Consider the following 25,704-nt stretch of genomic DNA (forward strand, 5'->3'; position numbering starts at 1 on the left):
GATTTAGCGCATGATGCGATCATCCACATAGTTGCGCTTGTCCGGCGCAGGCGGAAAATATTGATACAACCAGGTCTCGCTGATCGCATCCCCCTGACAGCGCAGGAAGAGGCGCATTTCAACCGGGTCGGTGGAGTTGGACGTTGGGTACCAGTCGAACAGAATACGGTAGCCGTCGAAAGGCTCAACATACAGGATTTCAACCTGTTTGGCTTCCCCGTTAGACAAGGTGATAACCGGTTCAATCCCCTTCGGCGCAGCGGCTTTCAGGTCACCACCGACAAAATCAATGGCGAAACGGCGCGCCCATTTTTCCGGGTAATGCTCGCCAGGCGCCCACCCTTCCGGGAAGCCGCCCATACCGGTGCGGGTGGCATAGACACGCGCCAGCGGCGAGCGTACCGGCGGCATTGCGCTCCAGTACAGACGATACTGAAATGCCAGCTCATCACCCGCTCGAACCGGCTTCTCCGGCTGCCAGAAACAGACCACGTTATCCAGGGTTTCACCGGTGGTCGGGATTTCCATTAATCCAACGCTGCCCTTACCCCATTGGTTACGCGGCTCGACCCACAGGCTTGGGCGTTTGTTATACCAGCCCATCACGTCCTGATAGTGAGAGAAGTCGCGGTCAAGTTGCAGTAAACCAAAGCCTTTCGGGTTGTTGTCCAAAAAGGCATTGAATTGCAGTTTCTGCGGATTGTTCAGAGGGCGGCAAACCCACTCCCCGTTCCCACGCCACATGGCCAGACGGTCGGAGTCATGGATCTGCGGATGAATAGTGTCGCACACGCGACGTTCATTGTTACCGCAGCTAAACATACTGGTCATCGGCGCGATACCCAGTTGTTTGATGTCTTTACGCGCATACAGGTGGTTATCCACCTCCATGATCACCTGACTCTGTTCACAGTGGATCACGAATTTGTAGGCCCCGGTCAGACTCGGGCTGTCGAGCAACGTATAGACCGTAAAAGAGGTATCAGAGGCTTTCGCCGTTTCAAACCAGAAGGCGGTAAAATCCGGGAACTCTTCCGGTGTGTCTGTAAAGGTGTCGATTGCCGCACCACGTGCAGAAAGCCCGTACTGGTAAGTACTGTCTACCGCACGGAAATAGCTGGCGCCCAGGAAAGAGACAATATCGCGACGAGCCAGTTCAGGCGCTTTAAAGGCGCGGAAACCGGCAAACCCCAGATCGCTCTGCCCTTCAAGCTGCTTCGTATCGACGCCTGCATCATGGTAGTTAAATAATTCAGGACGGAAATGAATCTCACGCGCCTGTTGGGTTGCGGGATCAAGCGAGAACATGCGCACGCGGCGACGGAAACCCATCCCCATATGGAAAAACTGCACATCAAGCTGACGACCCTCAACATTGTTCCACAATGAATGTTGCGCATCGTACTGAATGGCGTTGTAGGCCTGTGGCGTCATGTTTGCGAGCGTATCCGGCAGTGGACGCGGCGCACCGCCCCACGGCTGTTGCGCCAGGTCATGTGCCATGGACTGCAATACGGAAAAATCGAAACGACGACTCTGACCATCGGCGATATCGGAATCAGCAGCAAACGCCGCACGGGAGAACAGAGAAGCAAAGCCGGAAGTCCCGCACGCTGCGGCCAGCGCCATTGATGCCTTAATGAAACGTCTGCGGTTCATGCCTGATAATACGTCCTTATGGTCGTGAGAAGCGGTTTTGTACAAAACAAAACCACGGCAAAAGCTAACGGTTATGACCGCACACTCTAGACAAAATTGATTGAGAATCCAATTGTTGACGGGTGATATTCTGCGCAAAGCTTGAAATATTTTTGTCGATGGGATCGACCTGAATACGGTGTAAAGAAAGGTATAATTTTGGCGGAGCGGAAAACATCCCATTACGTTGCTAAATGTATCGCCACTCTTTTTCGCGCCTGGTCATAGCGCAAACGTAACGGCGCATACGCCATTGCCGCATTAAGCACCCCATGGCGTATTGGGTCGGAACACGAGATGATTTCGGATATAAAAAGACCCCTTCCGGACATCGACGGCTGGGGTCAGAAAAGGTGGGCTTGTTATTTAGCGCTGACGCTAACATCAATACCCGGGAAATATTTCTCCGCCAGGGTTTTGATAGTGCCGTCGGCGCGGACTTTATCAATTGCGGCGTCAAGTTGCTTTTTGGTGGCCTCGTCACCTTTACGTAACCCAAAGCCGATGCCACTGCCGAGGATCGTATCGTCTGATACCGGTTTGCCAATAAAGCCAAAACCTTTACCCTGCGGTTTGCTCAGGAAACCTGCCTGCCCGGCCGCCGACATGACCAGCGAGGCGTCAATGCGGCCATTTAGCAAATCACCCCATGCCATATTCTGATCTTTATAAGACACCACGGTGACACCATGCTTTTCCCAGTGCTCTTTTGCATAAGTTTCCTGAATGGAACCCTGCAATACACCGATGGTTTTGCCTTTCAGACCTTCGGCTGTCGCTTCCATCCCATCACCCGATTTGCCCACTAACTGAGAGGGAATGCGATAGATAGGCTGGGTGAAATCAATGCTCTGACGACGCTGCTCGGTGATATTCATCGCTGAATTGATGGCGTCAAATTTTTTCGCCACAAGGCCTGGGATCAGCGCATCAAACGAGGTTTCAACCCAGGTACATTTCAGTTCTGCGGCTTTACAGATGGCATTGCCCAGCTCAATATCAAAGCCTTCCAGTTCGCCGGACGCATTGCGGCTTTCGAATGGCGGATATTCCGCTTCCAGGCCGTAGCGTAACTGGGTGGCGGCGAAAGAAGATAATGAGCAAAGCATGCCCATGCCCAGAAAGAGTGCTTTCAATTTCACGATTAACGCTCCTTAGCGTGGCTTAACACGACACAGGGCCTGCGCGCCTGCTCTGAGTGTGGCCTCATCTTTGGCAAAAGAGAGGCGAATCAATTTGTTATCAGTGCCATCAGTGTAAAACGCCGATAACGGAATGGTGGCAACGCCGTAATCGGTAATTAACCTTTTGACCATCTCGCTGTCGCTCTCGTCACTGAAATGGCTGTAATCCGCCAACAGGAAGAACGAGCCCGCGCTCGGTAATAAGCGAAATGGCGATTCTGCCAGCAGGGTTTGCAACAAGTCGCGTTTGCGCTGGTAGAACGCCGACAGCGACAGCCAGGTCTGGGGATCGGTCATATGCTCGGCAAAAGCGTACTGCATTGGCGTATCGGCGGAAAACATTAAAAACTGATGGACTTTCACAATCTCATCCATCAACTCAGAAGGCGCGACACAATAACCCACGCGCCAGCCCGTCACATGATAGGTCTTACCGAAGGACGAGATAATCACGCTGCGCTCCGCAAGTTGCGGATGGGTCGCCATACCGTGGTGCGGCTGATCATCAAAGACCACGTGCTCGTACACTTCGTCAGACAGAATCACGATATCCGTGTTACGCGTTAACGCCGCCAGTTGTTGCAAATCATCAGCGGAAAAGACCTGGCCACTCGGGTTATGCGGCGTGTTAATGATGATCATGCGCGTGCGGGGTGTGATGGCCGCGCGAACTTCATCCCAGTTCACCGCAAAATCAGGGACCGTCAGTTTAATGGCGATGGGGGTCGCCCCTTGCAGACGGACAATCGGCGCATAGCTGTCAAACGACGGCTCGAAATAGATAACTTCATCGCCCGGATGAACCAGACCACTGATGGCCGAATAGAGACCTTCACTGGCGCTGGCGGTAATCAGTATTTCGCTGTCCACATCATACTGCGTGCCGTACAGGTCGTGAATTTTCTGCGCAATGCGCGCTTTCAGCGGGCGTAAACCCGTCATCGGGGCGTACTGGTTATGATCGGCCTGCATCGCCCTGGTCACGCCGGAGATCAGTTGCGGGTCGCAGGAAAAATTGGGCGCGCCCTGAGAAAGGTTAATCGCATTATGCTGTGCGGAAAGCTGGCCAATAACGGTAAAAATGGTCGTACCCACGTCGGGTAATTTAGAGCGGGTTTTCACCGGTGTACGCAGAGTCATTCTTAATCCTTTCTCATTAAAAGTGCATAACCATTCAAATAAAAGCGCGTTGAGTCCACAATCGATTTGTTGTCATAATAGCCATGAATAAATTGCATAGCTGGAGTCGTCATGCCGAACCGTACGTTGCCACTGAACGCTATTGACGCTTTTCTGGTCACAGCCCGCCATTTAAACCTTACCCATGCGGCAAAAGAGTTATGTCTGACGCAGGGCGCGGTAAGCCGTAAGATTGCTTCGCTGGAAGCATGGTTTGGTTTCCCGCTGTTTGAACGTCATGCGCGTGGTTTGCGGTTATCGCCTCAGGGTAGCGCCCTGCTGCCGGAATTGCGCTCGGCTTTTGAACACCTGCAAACGCTTGCCGCACAGGCGCGCGCGCAACAAAAGGTCGTTCGTCTGAAAGCGCCAACCTGTGCAATGCGCTGGCTGGTTCCACGGCTTATCCAGCTTGAGCAGACCTGCCCGGACGTGCAGGTAGCACTGACCACCACCACTGACCATGGCGTTAACTTCAAAACCGAGCCGTATGATGCGGCGATCGTTTTTGGTACCCATTTCAGCGCGGGCGATCTGCTGTTTGATGAAGCGCTGACGCCGGTAATGAGCACGCAATTAACGGCCGATGAAAGGCTCAGTAATGTGACCTTTCTGCATCCGACCAGAGATAAAACGGACTGGTCACTGTGGCTGGCGAAACAGGACAGCGCAGCGTGGGTTATGAAAAAAAATCAACACTTCGACACCATGGATCTGGCGATCACGGCGGCCATCCAGGGGCTGGGGGTGGCGATTGCCGATGAAACCCTGGTCGCGGAGGATATTCGTGCCGGACGGCTGATGCGCCCCTATGCGCAAAGCGTGAAGACGGGGGCGAGCTATCGTCTGGTACTGAGAGATTCACAGAATAATGCCGCCGGGCTGGCGGCATTTCGTACGAGTTTACTGAATAATTAATCAAGTTTGACGTGATGCCTCATGACCCGTTTAAACAGCATCAGGCGTGCGCGCATAAAGCGATTGGTCATGCGAAAGCCCGCATGTTTATTCAGTCCCATGCGTAGCAATCTGTCGCGCCCTTTGCCGCAGGACTGCCAGCGTACAGGCCCCTGCAGCACATCGCAGGTGACGCTGGCCTCGCGAGCAAAACTTACCCAGTAATCGGCAACCTTTGCCGCAAACGCCAGGTCTCGCTCATTGACGTAATGGCACGCCGGTTCCGTCAGCATGAGGTTATCAAACACATACGGCACTTCGTTTCCATGCCACGCGCCGTTAGCGTAGGTGTCATGCTCGGCCTCTGCAACGTAGTCAAACCAGTAACGCCAGCACGGCTGCCCGATGCGCTGTTGCGCCTGCATCACCACCAGCCCGAGCGAGGTAAACGCCATGTCCCGGCAGACCTGACGCCCCAGTTCCGCATCCCCTTTTACCCCAGGGTAAAGCAGCTTAATGATCCCCAGGCCAAAACGCTGCTCGCGCCGTAACTTATCAATTTGCCCGGCAAGGTCGACGCCAAACTCGGCCATTACGCTGGCTTCATCGCTGTTCGACCCCACAATAACCGGCATCGGATGCTGCGTTGCGTTGAAAAAAACGTCCAGCGCTGGCACGGGTAAGACGCTGTCTCCGGCAATCGGCGCGGGGGCAATTTTTAACGGGGAAGCGAGCGGCCAGAATGCCTCAGCCGGGATCGCACGCAGTGTCTCTGCCGTGGCGTCAGGCACGCCGAGATGCTCTGCAACGGCAATCCCTTTTTCCAGCGCACGCTCAAGCGGGGTATCCGGCAAGGTATAGCTACTCTGGATAATGGCTTTATGGAACAGCCCTTTTGCCTTCGGCGAGGCCATCAGCGACATCACGCTACGCCCCCCGGCGGATTCGCCAAACAGCGTAATATTGCGGGCATCACCGCCAAAAGCGTGGATATTCTCTTTAACCCAATGCAGCGCCGCAATTTGATCGAGCAGGCCGAAGTTACAGAGGGTTTCCTCCTCTTCTCCTTGCAGGGCCGGATGGGCAAAAAAGCCGAGATGGCCAAGGCGATAATTGAGCGTAACCAGCACCACGCCGCGCCGGGCAAGTGCTTTGCCATCATAGGGCGGCAGATCGCCCGCCCCCATCGTAAAACCGCCGCCGTGCAGCCAGACCATCACCGGAAGTGACCCACTACGCGCGGCAGGCGCGCAGATATTCAGATAAAGGCAATCTTCGGAAAGCCTTCCCGGATCGCCACCGGCGATCTGCGTGCAGGTTTCACTGTTTTGCCAACTGGCGGCAGAAAATGTATCAGCAACGCGGATCCCCTGCCAGGGCGCTGGCGGCTGTGGCGCCCGCCAGCGTAGTGGACCAACGGGCGGCGCCGCGTAAGGGATACCGCGCCAGCTAAGGCAATCATCATCCAGTGTGCCCAAAAGCGTGCCGTGGCGGGTTTCTGCTATCGGGGCGGAGGGATTTTCCATGACAACATCCTGTTTATTCACATCCGTAGCAGAGTACCTTTTTTACAACAGACCGCAACGTCGTTTGCTGCGCTCTTCCGCTTGCGCGTAGAGGGTAAACTCATCAAGCACTTCGCAGCCAAGCGCCTCTTCGAAACGCAGTTTGCTGGCGTTACCGTGGCTACGCTGTTGCGTTTCATTGCCAAGGTTTGACTGAAAGATCCCGGCCGCGCTGACGGGGAGAAAATCTTCATAGATGATAGGTTGCGCAACAACCCAACCGCGCTCAATAAGCGGCTGCGGATCGTCGCCCGGACGAATCGCCTTCCGGTGAGCCTCGCCGGAGGGCGTCAGGCGATAACGGAAGTAGGCCAGTTGCTGGCGGCGCAGTAGCATTTCGCTGTCGGGGAAAGCGTGAAACATCTCCTGTAAGTGTAACTGATGGGTCAGATTGTCTTTTCCGGTTCCCGCTTCGTTAAGTAGCCGATCATACAGCGCCCGGCCTTTTGGCGTCAGGGCCACGCCACGTTGTTCGATTTCACCAAAACGGGCAGTATGTGTCCCCTGCTGCTCACCGGCGAACAATACCGGTTCATCAAGCGCTTTGAAGCTGGTCTGGCGCAATAAAATCGGCACATCACGGCGTGGCGGACCTTCAATCAGGATTTTGGGCTCGATTCCATATTTCGGCATCAGCGCCTGTACCTGATCAATATCCAGGGTGCGTGGTGTCAGATGGTTGATATGGCAACCAGGGAAGCAGACCACATCGGCGATCAGGCGGTGCTCATTGTGGAGCGCATGGTATGTCAGGGCGTCCACGGTGGCATGACGATGCCAGCGAAAGGTCTCCAGCGCTTCTTTCACAAACTCACTCGCCTGAGAGGCAGTGAACTCGCCGGTTTGTTCATGCAGGGCAATGAGTTCATGGCAACGCGGGGTGAAAATATCCCTGCGTTGTAAAATGGCGGCGGCTTTATCGCGAAGCTGCACATCCTCAATCAGCTCAAGGCGCAATAACGACGTAAAGATGCGAAAGGGATTACGCGCCAGAGCCGCATCATCAATGGGGCGAAAGGCGGTGGAGTGTACCGGAACACCCGCCTGCGACAGGTCGTAATAGCTTACCGGAAACATACCCATAATCGCGAACATCCGTCGTAGCGTCGCCAACTCATCCGGGCGTCCAACACGAATCGCCCCATGACGTTCGACGTTCAGCCGCGCCAGTTCATCTGCGTTAACCAGTTGTTCATGCAAGCGGGGATTATTCTCAAGGACTGCCAGATTGACGTCCGCAACCAGCTCCAGCAAGGTGCCGTACTGTGGAACTTCCTGCTGGTACATCGCTGACATTGCTTGCGAAAATTGTTCCCGAATTTCATCAGCCGTGATGGTGTTCGCCATGTTGTCATGTCTCCAGTGTGTATTACCTGGAGTGTAGAGAAGCCCTTGCTGGCCTGTGGGAGATAATTTACGAAGTGTGATCGCGGCATAAAACCAAAAATGCCGTATTTCCGGCTATTTGCATAACCAAAAATTATGCTTAAACCCCCACAGACATGCGGTTGACATCACACTGCCGGGAAAATTTGTTTGTAACTCAACGAGATTAAATGTTAAGAATGTTTTGCTACCAAGTTAACATAATTAAGCAACTTTACTTGCCACGGACATCGCTTCGTTTTTACATCATCTTATGGAAAAAAACGGTTTGTTCAATCAGCGCATACGCTTGCGCCATCTGCATACATTCGTCGCCGTCGCTCAGCAGGGAACCCTGGGGCGTGCGGCAGAGACCCTTAACCTTAGTCAACCAGCACTGTCCAAGACGCTCAATGAACTGGAACAACTCACCGGCACACGTCTGTTTGAACGTGGTCGTCTGGGGGCGCAACTTACCCTGGTGGGCGAGCAGTTTTTAACACATGCAGTTCGGGTACTTGATGCGCTCAATACCGCAGGGCAGTCGCTCAACTACAAACCCGAGCAGAACAATGCGGTGATCCGTGTTGGCGCGTTACCTACTGCGGCTCTGGGCATTCTGCCGTCGGTAATTGGCCAGGTCCATAAGCAGCAACCCGATATCACCATTCAGGTGGCCACCACTAACAATCCGATGTTATTGGCCGGGCTGAAATCGGGTGAGCTGGATGTCGGCATTGGTCGTATGTCAGACCCGGAACTGATGAGCGGATTGACCTATGAGATGCTGTTCCTTGAGTCGCTCAAATTGGTGGTACGCCCCAACCATCCGCTGTTGCAAACCACGATAACACTGAGCCGGGTGCTGGAGTGGCCCGTCGTTGTGCTGCCTACCGGTACGGTGCCGCGCCAGAACACAGAGGATTTGCTGCAAAGTCAGGGCTGCAAACTGCCGACTGGCTGTATTGAAACGCTGTCTGCGTCGCTATCGCGACAACTGACTGTCAATTTTGATTATGTCTGGTTTGTCCCTTCCGGCGCAGTTAAAAACGATTTACGCGAAGGTTCACTCACCGCGCTCCCCATTGTTCCGCCGGGTATGGGCGATCCTATTGGCATTCTTACCCGCGTGGATGCCCCCCTCTCCATCGGCGTACAAACGCTGATCGCCGCTATTCGTAAAACCGTGCCGGATTAATCTGCACGCGCGGCAGGCACGGGCAGTTGCGCAAATGGTAAACTTATTGTTAATTGTGTGATAAAAGATAGTTGTTGATTAAGGATTGCTGTTACGCAGCGTAGTATTTGCGTAAGCGCAATCCGCTGTCCGGAAGAACACATGAAATTCAAAACTGCCATAAAACCCTATCGCGCCGCTGCCGGTGGATTAGGTTCTCTTGAAGCAACCACCCGCTTCGTTATCGACAGCAAAAATGCCCTTAAAAACTTGCGCAACCTGCTGCGCATGAATAAAGCCCGTGGTTTCGACTGCCCCGGTTGTGCCTGAGGTGATGACAATAAAAGTACTTTCAGTTTCTGCGAAAACGGCGCGAAAGCGGTGACCTGGGAGGCAACACGCCGCCAGATTGACGCCAACTTTTTTGCGCAACACAGCGTCAGCGCTCTCAACCGCCAGAGCGACTATTTTCTGGAATATCAGGGCCGACTCACGGAACCGCTGCGCTATAACCCCCAAACCGATCACTACGAACCGGTGAGCTGGGATGATGCCTTTGCCCTGATTGGGCGCCATATCCGTGAGATGGACCACCCGAACCAGATGGAACTCTACACCTCGGGTCGCGCCAGTAATGAAGCGTCGTACCTTTACCAGCTCTTTGGCCGGATGGTCGGCACGAATAATTTCCCCGACTGTTCAAACATGTGCCACGAGGCCAGCGGCGCCGGGCTAAAACGCAGCATTGGCGTCGGTAAAGGCACCATTCATCTCACCGATTTTGAACAGGCCGATGCCATTTTCGTTTTTGGGCAGAATCCCGGCACCAACCATCCGCGTATGCTGCACAGCCTGCGTCATGTTGCCGATCGCGGTGCGCGTATCGTCACCTTTAATACCCTGCGTGAACGTGGTCTGGAACGTTTTGCTGACCCGCAAAAACCGCTGGAAGTGGTCACCTCGATGGCGGGCGCGATCAGTTCTGCCTATTACCAGCCAAATCTGGGTGGCGATATGGCCGCCGTACGCGGGATGGCAAAAGCCTTACTGGAAACCCATCGTCAGCGCCTGGCGAACGGCGAAGCCGGTATCTTTGATGATGCCTTTATCGCGCAACACACTAACGGCATTGAGGCCTGGTTTGCGCAAATCGATGCCACGTCCTGGCAGTCCCTTGAAGCGCAATCCGGTTTGAGTGAGCAGCAATTACGTGACGCCGCCGCCGTCTGGCAGAGCGCCAGGCGTGTTATTTGCACCTGGGCGATGGGCATTACCCAGCATAAACACTCGCTGGACACGGTACGTGAAATCGTCAATTTGCAGTTGCTCGGCGGCCATCTGGGCAAACCGGGCGCGGGACTGTGCCCGGTGCGCGGACACAGTAATGTGCAGGGCAACCGGACAATGGGAATTGATGAAAAACCGCCTGCCGCCCTGCTCGACAGCCTGGCGCGTCACTTTGGTTTCGAACCTCCACGCGCTCCGGGACATCACACCGTGGCCGCGATTCAGGCTATGTTGCGTGATGAAGTGAAAGTGCTTATCACGCTGGGCGGTAATCTGGCTGCCGCCGCGCCGGATACCACGTTGACCTGTGAGGCGCTGAAACGTTGCGGTTTAACTGTGCACATCAGTACTAAACTCAACCGTACCCATCTGATGCCGGGTGCGCAGTCGCTCATTTTACCGACCCTGGGACGAACCGAAGAAGACATGCAGGCGACAGGCCGTCAGTTCGTGACCGTCGAAGACTCATTTAGCATGGTGCACGCCTCAGAAGGCATCGGTAAACCACTGGCAGACACGCAAAAATCAGAAACCGCGATTGTGGCCGGTATCGCCCATGCGGTACTGGGCAACAGCAAGCTGGACTGGCTGGCCTTAGCCGATGATTACAACCTGATTCGCGATCATATTGCCGCTACCATCCCCGGCTTCACTCATTTCAACGCCCGCTGCGAAGAACCCGGTGGATTCTGGCTGGGGAACGCGGCGGCATCTCTCACCTTTGCCACACCATCCGGGAAAGCGGAATTCAGCAGCGCGCCGCTGCCGGATGCCGTCTGCCCGGAGATCAGCGCACCCTTTGTGTTACAAACACTACGCTCCCACGATCAGTACAACACCACGATTTATGGTCTGGATGACCGCTATCGCGGCGTTTATGGTCAGCGCGACGTCCTGTTTATGCATCCGGATGATATTCTGGCCCTGGGGCTGAGCGATGGCGACCGCGTCGATATCACCACCCTGTCGACCGACGGCATTACGCGTCAGGTTACCGGTTTCCGTCTCGTTGCGTACGCTATCCCTCGCGGTAATCTCGCAGCCTATTACCCGGAAACGAACCCACTGGTTCCCCTGACCCGCTACGGTGACGGTACCGGCACACCAACCTCTAAATCCATCCCTGTCACGATTACCCCGTCGCAAAGCGCCGATACGCTGCGTATCGCCTGAACAGCAAGGCCCGCCCTGTGCGGGCCAATTCTCAAATAATGCGATCTAATTTATTAACAATTGCATCAAGCAATTTAACAGATTTATCATATTTGCAAATTCACCAAATGGTTCGCTTACCATGCAAACAGTGAGTTTTTCACGCGGATTCCCTCGATAACATCTGCAATAAAACGATAACCTTCTAAAACCGTTATCCATTTGGTACAGACTTTGTCATTGCGTACCGGATAAACGGTGTGTTTAAGGAGATGGATATGGCACCTGGCAGCACCCCACGCAGGCTGGTTACCCTTCTGCGCTGGCTCCTTGCCATTCTGATGCTCGTCATCGGTCTGGCTATCAGCATTCCTGGCATCAAACTCATCACATTAGGCGGCAGCGTCTGGTTTACCGCGATGGGTGTCGTGATGCTGATTGCCGCAATACTTATCCTGCGAAATCGTCCCGGCGGCCTCATTCTGTATGCGCTGGGCTTTATCGTTTCCATCATCTGGGCAATTTACGATGCCGGCTGGGCATTCTGGCCCCTGTTCTCACGCTTGTTTACCTTTGCCGTGCTGGCATTTCTGGCGGCACTGCTGTGGCCATTTATGCGCGCCCGGCAGACGGTAAAACCGGTTAACAAATCTGCGTTTAGCGTCGCGGCGATCCTCGCCGTTTTACTTCTGGTCAGTATTGGCGGAATGTTTAAAACGTGGAATGTGATCTCCCCAACCGAGTCGATTACCGTTAAACCGGTTCAGCCTGGCAGTGAACAGCACGACTGGAAGCACTGGGGCAATACCACCCATGGCGATCGATTTGCGGCGCTTGACCAGATCAACAAACAGAATGTCGACAAGCTGCAAGTCGCCTGGATAGCACATACCGGGGATATTCCGCAGAGCAATGGCTCCGGCGCGGAAGATCAGAACACGCCGCTGCAAATTGGTGACACGTTATATGTCTGTACCCCATACAGCAAAGTGCTGGCGCTGGATGTGGATTCCGGTAAAGAGAAATGGCGCTACGACGCAAAAGCGACAGCGCCAAACTGGCAGCGCTGTCGTGGCTTAGGATATTACGAAGAGCCGCACACTGCCGCCTCTCCAACGGTACAGGCTCAGCCTGCTACGTGCGAACGTCGACTGTTTCTGCCCACCACCGATGCACGTCTGGTGGCACTGAATGCCGATAACGGGCAACCCTGCGCAGACTTTGGTGATAACGGCACCGTTGATCTGAGCATCGGCATGGGCGACATCAAACCGGGTTATTATCAGCAAACGTCCACGCCGCTGGTGGCCGGCAATATTGTTGTGATCGGTGGCCGCGTGGCGGATAACTTCTCCACCGGCGAACCGCCGGGCGTGGTTCGCGCCTATGATGTCCATACAGGCAAACTGGCATGGGCGTGGGATCCGGGTAACCCGGACCTGAAAGGCTTGCCGCCTGAGGGGAAAACTTACACACGCGGTACGCCAAACGTCTGGTCGGCGATGTCTTACGACGCCAAATTGAACCTGATCTATCTGCCAACCGGCAACGCCACGCCAGATTTCTGGGCGGGTGAACGTACCGCGCTGGATGATAAATACAGCTCGTCGATTGTGGCGGTTGATGCGACAACCGGCGATGTGCGTTGGCATTTTCAGACCACCCACCACGATCTGTGGGATTTTGATTTACCCTCACAGCCTCTGCTCTATGACTTACCGGATGGCAAAGGCGGGACCACGCCGGTACTGGTACAGACCAGTAAACAGGGCATGATCTTTATGCTCAACCGCGAAACCGGTGAGCCGGTGGCGAAGGTTGAGGAACGCCCGGTTCCGGCTGGTAATGTGAAAGGCGAACGTTATTCCCCTACTCAGCCGTACTCGGTGGGCATGCCGATGATCGGTAATGAAAACCTGAAAGAGTCCGACATGTGGGGAGCAACGCCTGTCGATCTGCTGATGTGCCGTATCGCCTTTAAAGGGATGCGTCATCAGGGTGTCTTCACACCGCCGGGGCTGGATCGCGCATTGCAATATCCGGGGTCGCTGGGCGGCATGAACTGGGGCAGCGTTTCGGTCGATCCGACTAACAACCTGATGTTTGTGAACGATATGCGTCTGGGCCTGGCAAACTATATGGTGCCGCGTGAAAACGTAGCGAAAAACGCCAGTGGGATTGAGATGGGTATTGTACCGATGGACGGCACACCGTTTGGCGCAATGCGCGAACGTTTCCTGTCACCGCTGGGTATTCCGTGCCAGAAACCGCCGTTCGGGACAATGTCCGCTATCGACCTGACCTCCGGGAAAATAGTGTGGCAGGTTCCCGTGGGTACCGTTCAGGATACCGGTCCGCTGGGTATCCGCATGCATATGCCGATCCCGGTCGGGATGCCGACGCTGGGCGCATCGCTGTCTACCCAGTCCGGGTTGCTGTTCTTCGCAGGCACCCAGGATTTCTATCTGCGTGCGTTTGATACCGCAACGGGGAAAGAAATCTGGAAGGCGCGTTTGCCGGTCGGCAGCCAGTCTGGCCCGATGACCTATGTTTCGCCAAAAACGGGCAAACAGTACATCATTATCAATGCGGGTGGCGCACGTCAGTCCCCGGATCGCGGTGATTATATTATTGCTTACGCGTTGCCAGATAAGCCGTAAACTGGCCGCGTTATCAACAAGCCCGCCGCAATGGCGGGTTTGTTATTCAACATGAAGTTTTAACTAAGATTTTTTTATGCTGGCAAGTTGTGGGATCTCTAACAAAAAATGAGCTTATTCTGTATCCAGTTTGATCATTTCAATTTCAGCAATTCGCCTTTTGTTCATATTAATTTCGCAACTTGTAAAAGCAGCGCCGAGATAGTGCGTGCCTTGTGCAGCGGTCGTCGCCGCATTGCAGTAATCACTACGATATTTCAACCATTGCACCTGACTTTTCTTTAAGGCGTCAGCCATGCCAGTTCTTCGGTTTTCATCTGCCATCCACCATTTTGTATAATCAAAACTGTTGATTTCTTTTAATTTTTTCTGATAGCTTTTTTTAAGTTGATGTTCAGATTTGTCACTCATCTCCTCTAAACACTCAACATTATTTTCACCGTACTTATCGAAACATTGGTCCACTATTTTTGAGGTGGTTATATTGCCAGTGGAGGCCGCCGATAAACCATAGGATATAAATAAAAGTGGTATAAAAATAAGTAGCTTATTCATTACTAAAGACTCCTGTCACAAATACCTGCTCGCTATTTATTACAACGTAGTCTCACGTCATATTGCCGGTAATTTACAACATCCTTGCGATTCACGCCCAATTCATTCATAAAAAAAGCCGTGGCGATATTCACCACGGCCTCTACGACGAACCTTACGGCCCTCATACCATTAGAACGTTTCCCAGTTCTCGCTGCCATGTGCCATCGCAGGGCGCTGAGTACTGACGGGTTTCGTCGGGGTTGATGAAGATTTCACCGGACGACTTGTGCCACCGGCATGCACGCGAAACGCGCCAACCGCTTCGGTAAGACGCGCAGCCTGCTCTTCCAGAGACGTTGCCGCCGCCGTTGCCTCTTCTACCAGTGAGGCGTTCTGCTGGGTGACATTATCCATCTCGGTGATAGCCTGGCTTACCTGAGTAATCCCTTTACTCTGCTCATCCGACGCAGCGGCAATTTCCAGCATGATATCGGTAACGCGTTTCACCGCCGTCACGATCTCATCCATCGTTTCACCTGCGGCCACGACTTCACTTGAGCCTTTATCAATCAAACTCACTGACTCGCTGATCAGTGCTTCAATCTCTTTCGCTGCCTGCGCACTGCGGCTTGCCAGTGTACGGACTTCGCTGGCTACCACTGCAAAACCGCGGCCTTGCTCACCGGCACGCGCAGCTTCAACCGCGGCGTTCAACGCGAGAATATTTGTCTGGAAGGCGATACTGTTAATGACCGCAGTAATTTCAGAGATTTTCTTCGAGCTGGAGGTGATATTGCCCATGGTCTGTACCACGCCATCAACAATCTCACCGCCTTTCGTCGCTTTACCGGAGGCATCACGCGCCAGGCTGCTGGCATGATGCGCATTGTCCGCATTCTGTTTCACGGTCGCTGTAAGCTCTTCCATACTGGCTGCGGTCTGCTCAATCGCTGCAGCCTGCTGTTCAGTACGTGAAGAAAGGTCGGTGTTCCCGGCAGAGATCTCGCTGGTCCCGCGATAAATTTCTTCCGCGCCATCACGCACAGTGGTAACGGTTTTGACCAGGGAGTGCTGCATCAACTGCAAATCGTGGGTCAAACGACCAATCTCACTGCGTCCGGTGACCTCTTCCGCGACGGTAAGGTCTCCGGCCGCGATATGTTCAATACGTTTGGCAGCGCGCTGCAGCGGATTAATGACCACACGACGTAATACGGTAAAGGTTATGACCGTTAAGAACAGCGCGATAGCAAAAGCCCCTGCCATAAAGATCAGCCCAAGCTGAGTGCGTTGGTGAGCCAGTTCACCGAGGCGAGCAGCGCGATCGCTACGAATCTGAATGGCTTTAAGCAGGTATTCATTAAATGCGCTGTCTAAAACGCGCGCCTGCTCATTTTCATGGTTGATGATCGCTTCAAACATGCCGTTTTTGGCATATTTCAGCATCGGCTGCATACCGTCGAAATAGGCGTTAAAGCGCGTGGTCAATTCGCCATCGAGCGCTAAATCTTCCGGCGTTTTCACCGCACGGGCCATATAGGTATTAAAGCCATCTTGCGCTTGCTTGATACGTTTTTCCGCATCCGCAATGTTCTTTCTCATATCATCCATTTCCGCAATGCGGCTGGCCGCCCCGGCATGGATCAGGCTGATACGCGCTATACGTAAGTTATTGGAACTGTTAGATAACCCCATACGAACCTGGATTTCTTGCGTAACATCCTGCTGGTCTCGGTCAGCCTGCATCAAGAAATACCCTGCTAACCCGGAACTCAGCGCAAATAACAGCAAAATGCCACTCAGGATAGCGGAAAATAAGGGAACCAATCGAATATTGTGCATAAATCCAATGCTTTGCTGTCTGTGCATCGCTGCTGTGTTATCCATGGCTATCGACTCTCTTTTATATAAGATGCGTAAAACACGCCTGTAAGAAAGGTATCGGCAATTGTGGGATTTATGTTAAGGGGAAAAATGTCAGGCGGGTCACAGATTTAGACATTGAAAATGCCAGCGGCGTAACCGCTGGCCAGTCGTGTACTTATTTGTCGCCGAAATGAATGACGGTACGAATGGATTTGCCTTGATGCATGAGATCGAAGGCGTCGTTGATCTGATCTAACGGGAGTCGATGGGTAATAAACGGGTCGAGACGAATCTTGCCTGCCATCGCATCCTCCACCATTCCCGGTAATTGAGTACGCCCTTTTACGCCACCAAATGCTGAACCACGCCAGACGCGACCGGTTACCAACTGGAACGGACGGGTTTTGATCTCCTGGCCCGCACCGGCCACACCGATAATGACGCTTTCGCCCCAGCCTTTATGGCAGCACTCGAGCGCCGCGCGCATCACATCCACATTGCCGATGCATTCAAAGCTAAAATCAACACCGCCGTCAGTCAGTTCAACAATCACCTCCTGAATCGGTTTTTCGTAATCCTTAGGATTGACGAAATCGGTGGCCCCCATCTCTTTCGCCAGGGTGAATTTATCCGGGTTGGTATCCACGGCAATAATACGACCGGCTTTGGCCTGAACCGCACCCTGAATAACCGCCAGACCAATCCCGCCCAGGCCGAACACCGCAACGGTGTCGCCCTCTTTCACTTTCGCCGTGTTGTGTACTGCACCAATACCGGTGGTCACACCGCAGCCGAGCAGGCAGACTTTGTCCAGCGGCGCCTGCGGGTTGACTTTTGCCAGGGAGATTTCTGCCACCACCGTGTACTCACTAAACGTACTGGTGCCCATGTAGTGGTAAATCGGTTCACCATTGTAGGAGAAACGGGTGGTGCCATCTGGCATCAGGCCTTTACCCTGTGTGGCGCGAACGGCCTGACAAAGGTTAGTTTTACCGGATTTACAGAACTTACATTCGCCACATTCTGCCGTGTACAGCGGAATAACATGATCGCCGGGTTTCAGGCTGGTCACCCCTTCACCGACTTCCACAACAATACCGCCGCCTTCGTGGCCCAGGACCGCCGGGAATACGCCTTCCGGATCATCACCTGAAAGAGTAAAGGCATCGGTATGGCAAACGCCGGTGTGGGTGATGCGTACCAGAACTTCGCCTTTCTTCGGCGGCGCGACATCAATCTCAACAATTTTGAGCGGTTGACCCGGCCCAAACGCAACAGCAGCACGTGATTTCATCAGACACTTCCTTTTTAGGTGTACGTTAGAATTTATTTTAGATAAGAGCGTAAAAGATGACCGACTTCCGCCATACGGGCGGCGCGCTGATCGGGCGTAGTATCACCACTGACCAGTTCATCTTTCAGGTGTATCTCCACCATTTCCCCCATCAGACCGTTCGCTGCACCGCGTACGGCAGCGATCTGTTGCAGGATAGCAATGCAGGGATCGCCGTTTTCCAGCGCGCGCTCCAGTGCGTCGACCTGCCCACGGATACGACGAACCCGTGTGAGGATACGTTTTTTATCTTCAGGTGAATGCGGCATAGCCACTCCTTTTTATACTATAGGGGGGTATGGTACATGATTCGATGTCTTGCTGTAAAATTAATGTGTTGCGTTAACAAATAAAAAAACCAGCACACAAGCTACCCTTCGCGTCTTAATGACTCACTGGTTGAATTGTATGGGGATTGGCCTGCATCGTCAGCACCATCGGAAAGGCCAAAAGTGAACCCATTCCCCCTGCTTTTTCCCGCTGGCCAGATAATTATCCCGACCCAGGATAAACGCCCTGGTATAGCGTCATCTATAACCGATATATTTTTAAGCAATGCATGTGCAATTTTGTTGCGTCCTACATACGCACAGGAATATATCTTGCGAAACGGCAAGATGTGTGAGTGAAGAATAAAATAAATATATTATCGGAAGAAGTTTAGCCATGCTTTGCATTAATTCAGCTTCACTAAATAATAACAAGCAGCAATGTTAATAACCCTCATTTTTAAAAGATTCCGTCGCCTTCAACTTATTGATATATAGCTATGTGTAACGCCAGACTCATTTATTTCTCACGAAATATAAATTATTAAAACCCCATGACGATAATACTTTTATTGAAAACTTATACAGTCGCATTATTTTTGGTTTCACGCTGGAGCAGGAAGATATGGTTAAGAATATGAACATCCGTCGGAAGTTAACATCGGCTTTTAGCTTGATTATTTTGGTCTTATTGGTGCTAAGTGGCGTATTTTATTATAATTTTTCCACTCTGGTTAACGCAAACAACTGGAATGTGCATACTTATCAAGTCATTGATGAGAACAGAGCACTGACATTAAGCCTGGTAAATATGGAAACCGGCTTACGCGGTTTTGCGCTCACGGGTAAAGAGGAGATGCTGGAACCTTACAACATCGGCATGAAATCATTTTCCAGCCACTGGGACGCACTTAAAGAATTTACCGCCGACAATCCCGCTCAGCAAGAGCGCCTAAAACACCTTTCTGAACAGTATTCGCTGTGGTTACACGACGTCGCCGAGAAAATTATTAACCAGCGCCGGGAAGTCGTGAACCAAAAGATGAGTATTGATGACTTTAATGCCAGTTTCGAAGCGAATACAGGCAAAAGTCAGATGGACACTATGCGGGGCATAATTGATGAGATGATTAATGCGGAAAGTGCATTACTACTCGTCAGGCAAGACACCGTGAAGTCTACTGAGACGCAAACCCGCTCAATTCTTCTTTTTGGCGCCCTCCTGAGCGTGATTATTGCTGTGGCACTGTGCATTATTGTTGCGCGTATCATTACTGCACCGTTGCAGATTGCCGTAAAAACCGCAGAGTCCATTGCGCAAGGTGATTTGACGTCTTCGATTAAAGGACACTCCCGTGATGAAACCGGGCAACTTCTTAGCGCGCTCGATGCCATGCAGATGCAGTTACGTTCACTTGTCGAAAAAATTCAGGATTCAGCGGCGTCAATTGACGAGGCCGCCAGAGAAGTGGCGATCGGAAATACGAATTTATCGAGCCGGACTGAGGAGCAAGCCGCATCACTTATTGAGACCTCGGCCAGCATGGAACAACTAACGGCAACGGTGCGCCAAAACACATCTAACGCGCAGCATGCCAGTACGCTGGCAGCCACTGCCTCATCTGTCGCGGAGCGTGGTGGCAAGGTAGTGCACAATGTCATTAATACAATGAGTTCTATTTCCGACAGTTCGCAAAAAATCGTTGAGATCATCGCGACCATCGAGGGGATCGCTTTCCAGACGAATATTCTGGCATTAAATGCGGCAGTTGAAGCGGCAAGAGCGGGAGAACAAGGCCGTGGTTTTGCTGTCGTCGCCAGTGAAGTCCGGGGACTTGCGCAGCGAAGCGCGACCGCTGCTAAGGAAATAAAAGAGTTGATAGAAGCGTCCAGTGCCAAAGTATCTGAAGGCTCGATGCTGGTCGGTCAGGCCGGTTCCACAATGGATGAAATCATGGCCTCTATTCATGAAGTCTCTTCATTGATGACCGAAATCTCATCAGCATCCGGAGAACAATCTTCCGGCATTGAACATATCAGAGTGGCGGTGAACCAGATGGATGACGTGACGCAGCAAAACGCCGCGTTAGTTGAACAAGCCGCAGCGGCTGCAGCCTCTCTGGAGGAACAGGCGTCAACCTTGACACAAACGGTAGGAACGTTCCGCGTGGTTTAAGTCTTATTGTGCGCCAGGATCGCCATCCTGGCGCACAGGCGTTTTCGCCATAAGCCGGTTTTCATTTAACCGCCAGCGATTTCACGCCTTCAATGCGGGATAAATCCGCGCCAATATCGCTTATTGGCGTACCGGGGCGTAGCGTTAACACGAGAAATAATTCACTTGTTTTATCTCCCGTCTGGCTATTTTTCAGGGAGCGAAAGGCAAATTTAACGTTCCTCTCCTGCAACGCGACCAAAACGATGGGTACACTTTCCGGTTTCAGTTTTATCTGCACGCCATAATGCTTGCTCAAAAAATGATGACTTAACTGCCGGAAGACTTCGAGCACGAAAAGCGTCATAAATGCGCCATAGATGCCAATGGCATACATTCCGCTGCCAATAACCAGCCCAATGGCTGATGTGACCCACATCCCTGCGGCTGTGGTCAGCCCCTTGACGATCTGCTTTTGAATAATAATGGTCCCGGCCCCCAGAAAACCCACGCCACTGACCACCTGTGCCGCCACCCTGCTGGGATCCAGGGCCACATGATTTTCCTGCAAAATATCCTCAAAACCATATTTGGAGACAATCATAAACAGCGCGCTACCAATCCCGACAAGAACATGCGTTCTTAATCCAGCATCTTTCGCGCGCAACTGACGTTCAAGACCAATAAGCCCGCCAAGTAGCCCCGCCAGTGCCACGCGTAGCAATAAATCAGTCACCATTTTTCGCTTCCTTATTTATCCTCACGACTGTCACTTTATTCAACCAAAGCACATCTCAGCGCGAACGCAAGGTCAGCATCAATGACGCCGCGTATCGAGGAAAATCCTCTTTCTCTTTCCTGTTATTCATTTTACTGTCGGGGATGACGTAAATCTGGATGAGGATTTGAAACAGAACCTATGGAAAAGAACCTGCACACCGCCATTGCTCTGCGTAAAGGGGGCGAATATGAAAAAAGCCGTGAATTACTTGAAAGCCTGATTAATATTGAGGAATTAAAGGCACGCGCGCTGCTCAATATTGCCTGGTCCTGGGACAACCAGGGCGTTGAGGATAGAGCGGAAATATATTATCAAGCCGCTTTAGAGGCAGGCCTTGAAGGAGAAGACAAGTTTGAAGCGCTATTTGGCCTCGCCTGCACTTACCGGTGTCTGGGGAAATACACTTTAGCCAAAGCCCGTTTTGCCGAAACACTGGCGACCTGGCCTGAGGCAACGGAAATTATCCCCTTTTATGCCCTGTGCCTGCATAACCTTGGCGAACACGATAAGGCGATGTCGATGATGCTGGAACTCCTTGCACAACATCCACCGACAGAGAATATTAAACGCTATCAAAAAGCGCTGCATTATTACGCCCGGAATCTTACCGGAGCGTAAATAATTAAGCGCACCCCTGCGGTTTAAAAATGCGGGTTGTTGATGGCGGGTTATTCACCAGTTTTGCCGCCGGCCTGCGGGGTCGGCTGACCAGTTCACCGCCGCAGTTCGGGCAGCGCATTGCCATCTTCTGCGCGCAATCCTCACAAAATGTGCATTCAAACGAGCAAATGCGCGCCTGGGTGGAATCGGGGGGAAGATCGGTATTGCAGCATTCGCAGCCAGGTCTCAATTCCAGCATAACGTGTTCCTTTAAGGTGCGTTATCAACGTCGGGTCTGTTCAATCTCATTCAATAACATACCGACATAAATAAAGCACGACCACGGTAAAATATCATGGCTGGATTCAAGGGTGTCGCCCTGGCAAGAACTATTACGCCATCCTTGAGCTAACTGAAAGACCGCGTAGGTCTTGCCAGGGCAACATGTTCTGCCTTTTCTGGTGTTGGCCTAACAGGCAGAACAGAATTGAGTCTATGCCATTGAAAGGATTAATCAAATAAAAATATATCATTGATCGACAAAACCGATCGAATGATCACTTTTTGATCGCCTTTAGCACAAGAGATAAAAACCCGGTAGCAACATGGCTACCGGGCGACCTATTAACGTTTCAGGGGCAAGCCAGCCGTTTCGCGGGCGCGCAGGACTGTCAGGAAGGTAATCAACGCAGCGGCCATCACATAATACGCCGGAGAGAATTTGTCCCCCGTCGAGGTTATCAGCCAGATAGAGAACCACGGCGTAATACCACCAAAGAAGGCGACAGCGAAATTGTAGGCAATGGACAACCCGCCATAACGTACACTGGTGGGAAAGAGCTCCGCCATTGCCGCGCTGCAGGCACCGTCAAAGGCCGCGATAAACGCGCCGAGCATCACCATTGCCAGCACCGCTGAGAACATATCACCGTTGGCCATGAGCATCATCGCCGGGTAACTCAGCAGAATAAAACCGGCACATCCCGTCAGCATCAACGGCTTACGGCCAAATTTATCGGATAAATAGCCCATAAAGGGTACCAGTACCGCGACCGAAAACAGGCCTATCGTGGTGATGGCATACGAATCCAGCTTCGAATAGTGCAGCTCTGTCGAAAGGTAACCGGGCATAAAGGTTTGCAGCGTCCAGTGGCCGACCGCTTTGATGACCACAAATCCCACGCAGAAAAGCAGCGCCGCCCAGGCGTGGGTCACCGCAGAGCGCAGCGGTGTGGCGTCCGTTTGCCCCTGTTTTTTCGCTTCCAGGAACTCGGGTGAATCTTCCAGATGCGTTCGCAGATAAAGACCAACCCAGCCTAATGGCCCGGCGATAAGGAACGGGATTCGCCAGCCCCAGTCATTTATGGCGCTTTCGCCCAGAAATGCCGTCAACAGAAAGACCAGCCCTGAGCCTGCCACAAATGCCATAAAGCCAAAGTTATCTATCCAGCAAGTAAAGTAGCCGCGTTTGTTAACGGGCGCGTATTCTGCCAGGTAGGTTGTTGCACCGGAACTTTCACCACCGGCGGCAAAGCCCTGCACGAGTCGGGTTATTACCAGCAACACGGTGGCCGTAATACCAATCTGCTGATAGGTTGGCAACAACCCCATCACAAAGGTCGCGCCCGAGGTCAGAAGAATGACGGTAGCAAGAACTTTTTGCCGCCCTTTCCGATCGCCAAGAGAACCAAAAAACAGACCGCCGAGTGGACGCATGACAAAGCCCGCGCCAAAGACGGCGAACGATGACAACAGCGCCACGCTGGGATTTTCCGCGTGGAAGAATTGTAAACCGATGATGGCCGCGAGTGTTCCGTAGAGACCAAAATCGAACCATTCGACGAAATGGCCGACGCCCGTGGCCAGCAGAACTTTACGTAATTTGCGTGACGTAGTGGCATCCTCCGACAAAACCGTCCGTTCGAGAGATTGCTGTGCAGGCTGTGTCATAGCCCCTCCATTTATGACAGTGTTTCTATAATAGATATACTATCTACACTGACAGTTCGAATTTCGCACAGCAACTAACGCCCAAAATGTGATAGCCGCCCTGCTTTCTCGGTGAAAAACCAAAGACGATCACATTTCTTTTAAGCAAAAAATAAGCCCCGCAACCAGGCGAGGCTTAAAAATAACGGCATGATGACACCGCTATCGCATTTATATTTATACACGTTTCTTCGGCATCATGCGCAATAACGTGTTGTCTTTGAAGAAATAATGGTGCGCAAGCGCGGCCAAAGCATGCAGGGCGATGACATAATAACCAAACATCGCCAGCGTCACATGGTATTCCTTAAGCATATCAACCAGATCGAAGTTGGCTTCGGCTGCGTGTGGCATCGACAAACCAAAAGCAATCCAGTTACCGCCGCGGTTATACATCATTAACAGGCCCAGAATCGGCAGAGCGATAAACAGCAGGTAAATGATCAGGTGGCCAAGATGCGCCATTCCGGTCAGCATCGGTGACGGTTTCGGCACGATGGGCGGTGTCGGGCTTTTCAGGCGAACCAACAGGCGTGCGATCATCAATACCAAAATAGTGATGCCACAGGAGACATGGACAATATTGAAATAGGGACGCCAGTCGCGCGGCGCAAAACCACGAAACTCCATGGCGCAATACGTGACAATGACCAGAAGAAACACCAGCCAGTGTATAGCAATTTGAAGCCCGGAATAGTTGCTGCGCATATGAAAATCCTGAAACGAAACAGAAGAAAAGCCAACATACCGGGCTTTTCTTAAAAATTCATTAACTTTTCTTTATCAATTATCAATCGCTTACGTCTGGATGAGAAGCTGTCATTTGCCGTTGTGTGTAACCCAGGCTATGCCTGGTGAAGTGATTTTTTTGAACCCGATGGAGAAGAGTGATGAGTAAAATTGGCATTAATGGTTTCGGGCGTATTGGTCGTCTGGTATTGCGCCGTTTGCTCGAAGTGGGCAGCGATGCACAAGTTGTTGCTATCAACGATCTAACCTCCCCGAAAGTGCTGGCTTATCTGTTAAAGCACGACTCAAACTACGGCCCGTTCCGCTGGAGCGTGGACTTCACAGAAGATTCGTTGATCGTCGACGGTAAAAAAATCACCGTTTATGCAGAAAAAGAGGCAAAACACATTCCCTGGCGCAGCGCAGGCGCTGAGATCATCGTGGAGTGTACCGGTTTCTATACCTCCAGCGAAAAATCACAGGCGCATCTGGAAGCAGGGGCGAAAAAAGTGTTGATCTCTGCCCCGGCCGGCGAGATGAAAACCATCGTTTTTAACGTCAATGACGACACGATCACCCCCCAGGACACCATTATTTCCGTTGCCTCCTGCACCACTAACTGCCTTGCCCCGATGGCAAAAGCACTGCACGACAGTTTTGGCATTAAGGTGGGTACGATGACCACTATCCATGCCTATACTGGCACCCAGGCACTGGTAGATGGACCTCGCGGGAAGGATCTTCGTGCCTCCCGTGCCGCTGCGGAAAACATTATTCCGCATACCACAGGGGCAGCTAAAGCGATTGGTCTGGTCATTCCGGACCTGAGCGGTAAGCTGAAAGGTCATGCTCAACGCGTACCAGTGAAAACCGGTTCCGTCACAGAGCTGGTCTCCGTTCTCGGCAAAAAAGTCACTGCGGACGACGTTAATCAGGCGCTCAAGAAAGCCACCGAGAATAACGAATCCTTCGGCTATACCGACGAGGAGATTGTCTCTTCTGACGTGATTGGCAGCCATTTCGGTTCGGTGTTTGACGCCACGCAGACCGAAATCACCGAGGTGGGCGACCTGCAATTAGTCAAAACGGTCTCCTGGTACGATAACGAATATGGCTTCGTCACCCAACTGGTTCGCGTTCTGGAAAAATACCGCCAACTCTAAGTTATGAAGCGGGTGGTTTTGCCACCCGCTTTTCCCACCTCGCCCACATTTTCTGGCTGATGCCTGTGATATAAACCACCGTTTCAATTTGTGGAGATACGGCGTGAAGCACATCAGTACG

The 25,704-nt window shown here is 52.4% G+C and carries 19 protein-coding genes and 1 pseudogene; 7 read left to right on the forward strand and 13 right to left on the reverse strand.

The features are described from left to right. Positions 1-3: 3 nt before the first annotated feature. The 3 genes from C5523_RS13940 to C5523_RS13950 form a co-directional block, all read right to left on the reverse strand. Positions 4-1,659, reverse strand: coding sequence for a glucan biosynthesis protein D (locus C5523_RS13940; protein ID WP_039079120.1), 1,656 nt, complete (start codon positions 1,657-1,659; stop codon positions 4-6). 401 nt (positions 1,660-2,060) lie between these two features. Then, the gene (locus tag C5523_RS13945) at positions 2,061-2,840 is read right to left on the reverse strand and encodes a transporter substrate-binding domain-containing protein (protein ID WP_039079121.1); all 780 of its coding nucleotides are present in this window, start codon (positions 2,838-2,840) and stop codon (positions 2,061-2,063) included. Between the two features lie 12 nt (positions 2,841-2,852). Next, positions 2,853-4,022 carry a pyridoxal phosphate-dependent aminotransferase gene (locus C5523_RS13950; RefSeq protein WP_039079122.1) on the reverse strand — a complete coding sequence of 390 codons (1,170 nt, stop codon included), beginning with the start codon at positions 4,020-4,022 and terminating at the stop codon, positions 2,853-2,855. Positions 4,023-4,133: 111 nt separating this feature from the next. On the opposite strand from C5523_RS13950, the gene C5523_RS13955 reads away from it, so the two are divergent. Continuing rightward, the gene (locus C5523_RS13955) at positions 4,134-4,976 is read left to right on the forward strand and encodes a LysR family transcriptional regulator (RefSeq protein ID WP_039079123.1); all 843 of its coding nucleotides are present in this window, start codon (positions 4,134-4,136) and stop codon (positions 4,974-4,976) included. Here C5523_RS13955 and C5523_RS13960 read toward each other — a convergent pair. Both C5523_RS13960 and C5523_RS13965 read right to left on the reverse strand, forming a co-directional pair. Then, on the reverse strand, positions 4,973-6,481 hold the full coding sequence (locus tag C5523_RS13960; RefSeq protein ID WP_108701357.1) for a carboxylesterase/lipase family protein: 1,509 nt from the start codon (positions 6,479-6,481) through the stop codon (positions 4,973-4,975). The genes C5523_RS13955 and C5523_RS13960 overlap by 4 nt on opposite strands. A 42-nt stretch (positions 6,482-6,523) precedes the next feature. Continuing rightward, a complete protein-coding gene (locus C5523_RS13965; RefSeq protein WP_071194124.1) occupies positions 6,524-7,867 on the reverse strand; it encodes a VOC family protein in 1,344 nt (447 codons plus the stop codon). A 292-nt stretch (positions 7,868-8,159) separates the two neighbouring features. Here C5523_RS13965 and C5523_RS13970 point away from each other — a divergent pair, with 292 nt between their 5' ends. The 3 genes and pseudogenes from C5523_RS13970 to C5523_RS13980 all read left to right on the forward strand — a co-directional run bounded on the left by C5523_RS13970 (position 8,160) and on the right by C5523_RS13980 (position 14,161). Next, positions 8,160-9,083, forward strand: a complete 924-nt coding sequence (locus C5523_RS13970; RefSeq protein ID WP_039079126.1) for a LysR substrate-binding domain-containing protein — start codon at positions 8,160-8,162, stop codon at positions 9,081-9,083. Between the two features lie 141 nt (positions 9,084-9,224). Beyond that, positions 9,225-11,522 (forward strand): annotated as a pseudogene (locus C5523_RS13975) (FdhF/YdeP family oxidoreductase). Positions 11,523-11,779: 257 nt separating this feature from the next. Further along, positions 11,780-14,161, forward strand: a complete 2,382-nt coding sequence (locus C5523_RS13980) for a glucose/quinate/shikimate family membrane-bound PQQ-dependent dehydrogenase (protein ID WP_108701358.1) — start codon at positions 11,780-11,782, stop codon at positions 14,159-14,161. A 114-nt stretch (positions 14,162-14,275) separates the two neighbouring features. On the opposite strand, the gene C5523_RS13985 is transcribed toward C5523_RS13980, so the two are convergent. The 4 genes from C5523_RS13985 to C5523_RS14000 form a co-directional block, all read right to left on the reverse strand. After that, a complete protein-coding gene (locus tag C5523_RS13985) occupies positions 14,276-14,716 on the reverse strand; it encodes a lysozyme inhibitor LprI family protein (RefSeq protein WP_108701359.1) in 441 nt (146 codons plus the stop codon). A 171-nt stretch (positions 14,717-14,887) separates the two neighbouring features. Beyond that, positions 14,888-16,585 (reverse strand): methyl-accepting chemotaxis protein, encoded by a 1,698-nt coding sequence (locus tag C5523_RS13990; protein WP_071194121.1) that lies wholly within the window; start codon positions 16,583-16,585, stop codon positions 14,888-14,890. Positions 16,586-16,739: 154 nt separating this feature from the next. After that, positions 16,740-17,858 carry an S-(hydroxymethyl)glutathione dehydrogenase/class III alcohol dehydrogenase gene (locus C5523_RS13995; protein ID WP_107223063.1) on the reverse strand — a complete coding sequence of 373 codons (1,119 nt, stop codon included), beginning with the start codon at positions 17,856-17,858 and terminating at the stop codon, positions 16,740-16,742. A gap of 32 nt (positions 17,859-17,890) precedes the next feature. Further along, positions 17,891-18,166, reverse strand: a complete 276-nt coding sequence (locus C5523_RS14000) for a metal/formaldehyde-sensitive transcriptional repressor (protein ID WP_039079133.1) — start codon at positions 18,164-18,166, stop codon at positions 17,891-17,893. A gap of 625 nt (positions 18,167-18,791) precedes the next feature. Between C5523_RS14000 and C5523_RS27930 the strand changes: the two genes are divergently transcribed. Beyond that, positions 18,792-20,342, forward strand: a complete 1,551-nt coding sequence (locus C5523_RS27930; protein ID WP_039079134.1) for a methyl-accepting chemotaxis protein — start codon at positions 18,792-18,794, stop codon at positions 20,340-20,342. A gap of 61 nt (positions 20,343-20,403) precedes the next feature. On the opposite strand, the gene C5523_RS14010 is transcribed toward C5523_RS27930, so the two are convergent. Next, positions 20,404-21,060: an MgtC/SapB family protein gene (locus C5523_RS14010; RefSeq protein WP_079497497.1), complete on the reverse strand. Its 657-nt coding sequence runs from the start codon at positions 21,058-21,060 to the stop codon at positions 20,404-20,406. Positions 21,061-21,240: 180 nt separating this feature from the next. Between C5523_RS14010 and C5523_RS14015 the strand changes: the two genes are divergently transcribed. Continuing rightward, positions 21,241-21,720 (forward strand): tetratricopeptide repeat protein, encoded by a 480-nt coding sequence (locus C5523_RS14015; protein ID WP_071194118.1) that lies wholly within the window; start codon positions 21,241-21,243, stop codon positions 21,718-21,720. A 4-nt stretch (positions 21,721-21,724) separates the two neighbouring features. On the opposite strand, the gene C5523_RS14020 is transcribed toward C5523_RS14015, so the two are convergent. The 3 genes from C5523_RS14020 to cybB form a co-directional block, all read right to left on the reverse strand. Continuing rightward, a complete protein-coding gene (locus C5523_RS14020; protein WP_039079137.1) occupies positions 21,725-21,961 on the reverse strand; it encodes a DUF1272 domain-containing protein in 237 nt (78 codons plus the stop codon). Between the two features lie 365 nt (positions 21,962-22,326). Continuing rightward, on the reverse strand, positions 22,327-23,652 hold the full coding sequence (locus tag C5523_RS14025) for an MFS transporter (RefSeq protein ID WP_108701360.1): 1,326 nt from the start codon (positions 23,650-23,652) through the stop codon (positions 22,327-22,329). Positions 23,653-23,868: 216 nt separating this feature from the next. Next, positions 23,869-24,399, reverse strand: a complete 531-nt coding sequence (cybB, locus tag C5523_RS14030; protein ID WP_108701361.1) for a cytochrome b561 — start codon at positions 24,397-24,399, stop codon at positions 23,869-23,871. Positions 24,400-24,581: 182 nt separating this feature from the next. Here cybB and gap point away from each other — a divergent pair, with 182 nt between their 5' ends. After that, positions 24,582-25,583 (forward strand): type I glyceraldehyde-3-phosphate dehydrogenase, encoded by a 1,002-nt coding sequence (gene gap, locus C5523_RS14035; RefSeq protein WP_039079140.1) that lies wholly within the window; start codon positions 24,582-24,584, stop codon positions 25,581-25,583. Positions 25,584-25,704 lie beyond the last annotated feature (121 nt).

Source organism: Phytobacter sp. SCO41 (genome assembly GCF_003073275.1).
Classification (GTDB): Bacteria; Pseudomonadota; Gammaproteobacteria; order Enterobacterales; family Enterobacteriaceae; genus Phytobacter; species Phytobacter diazotrophicus.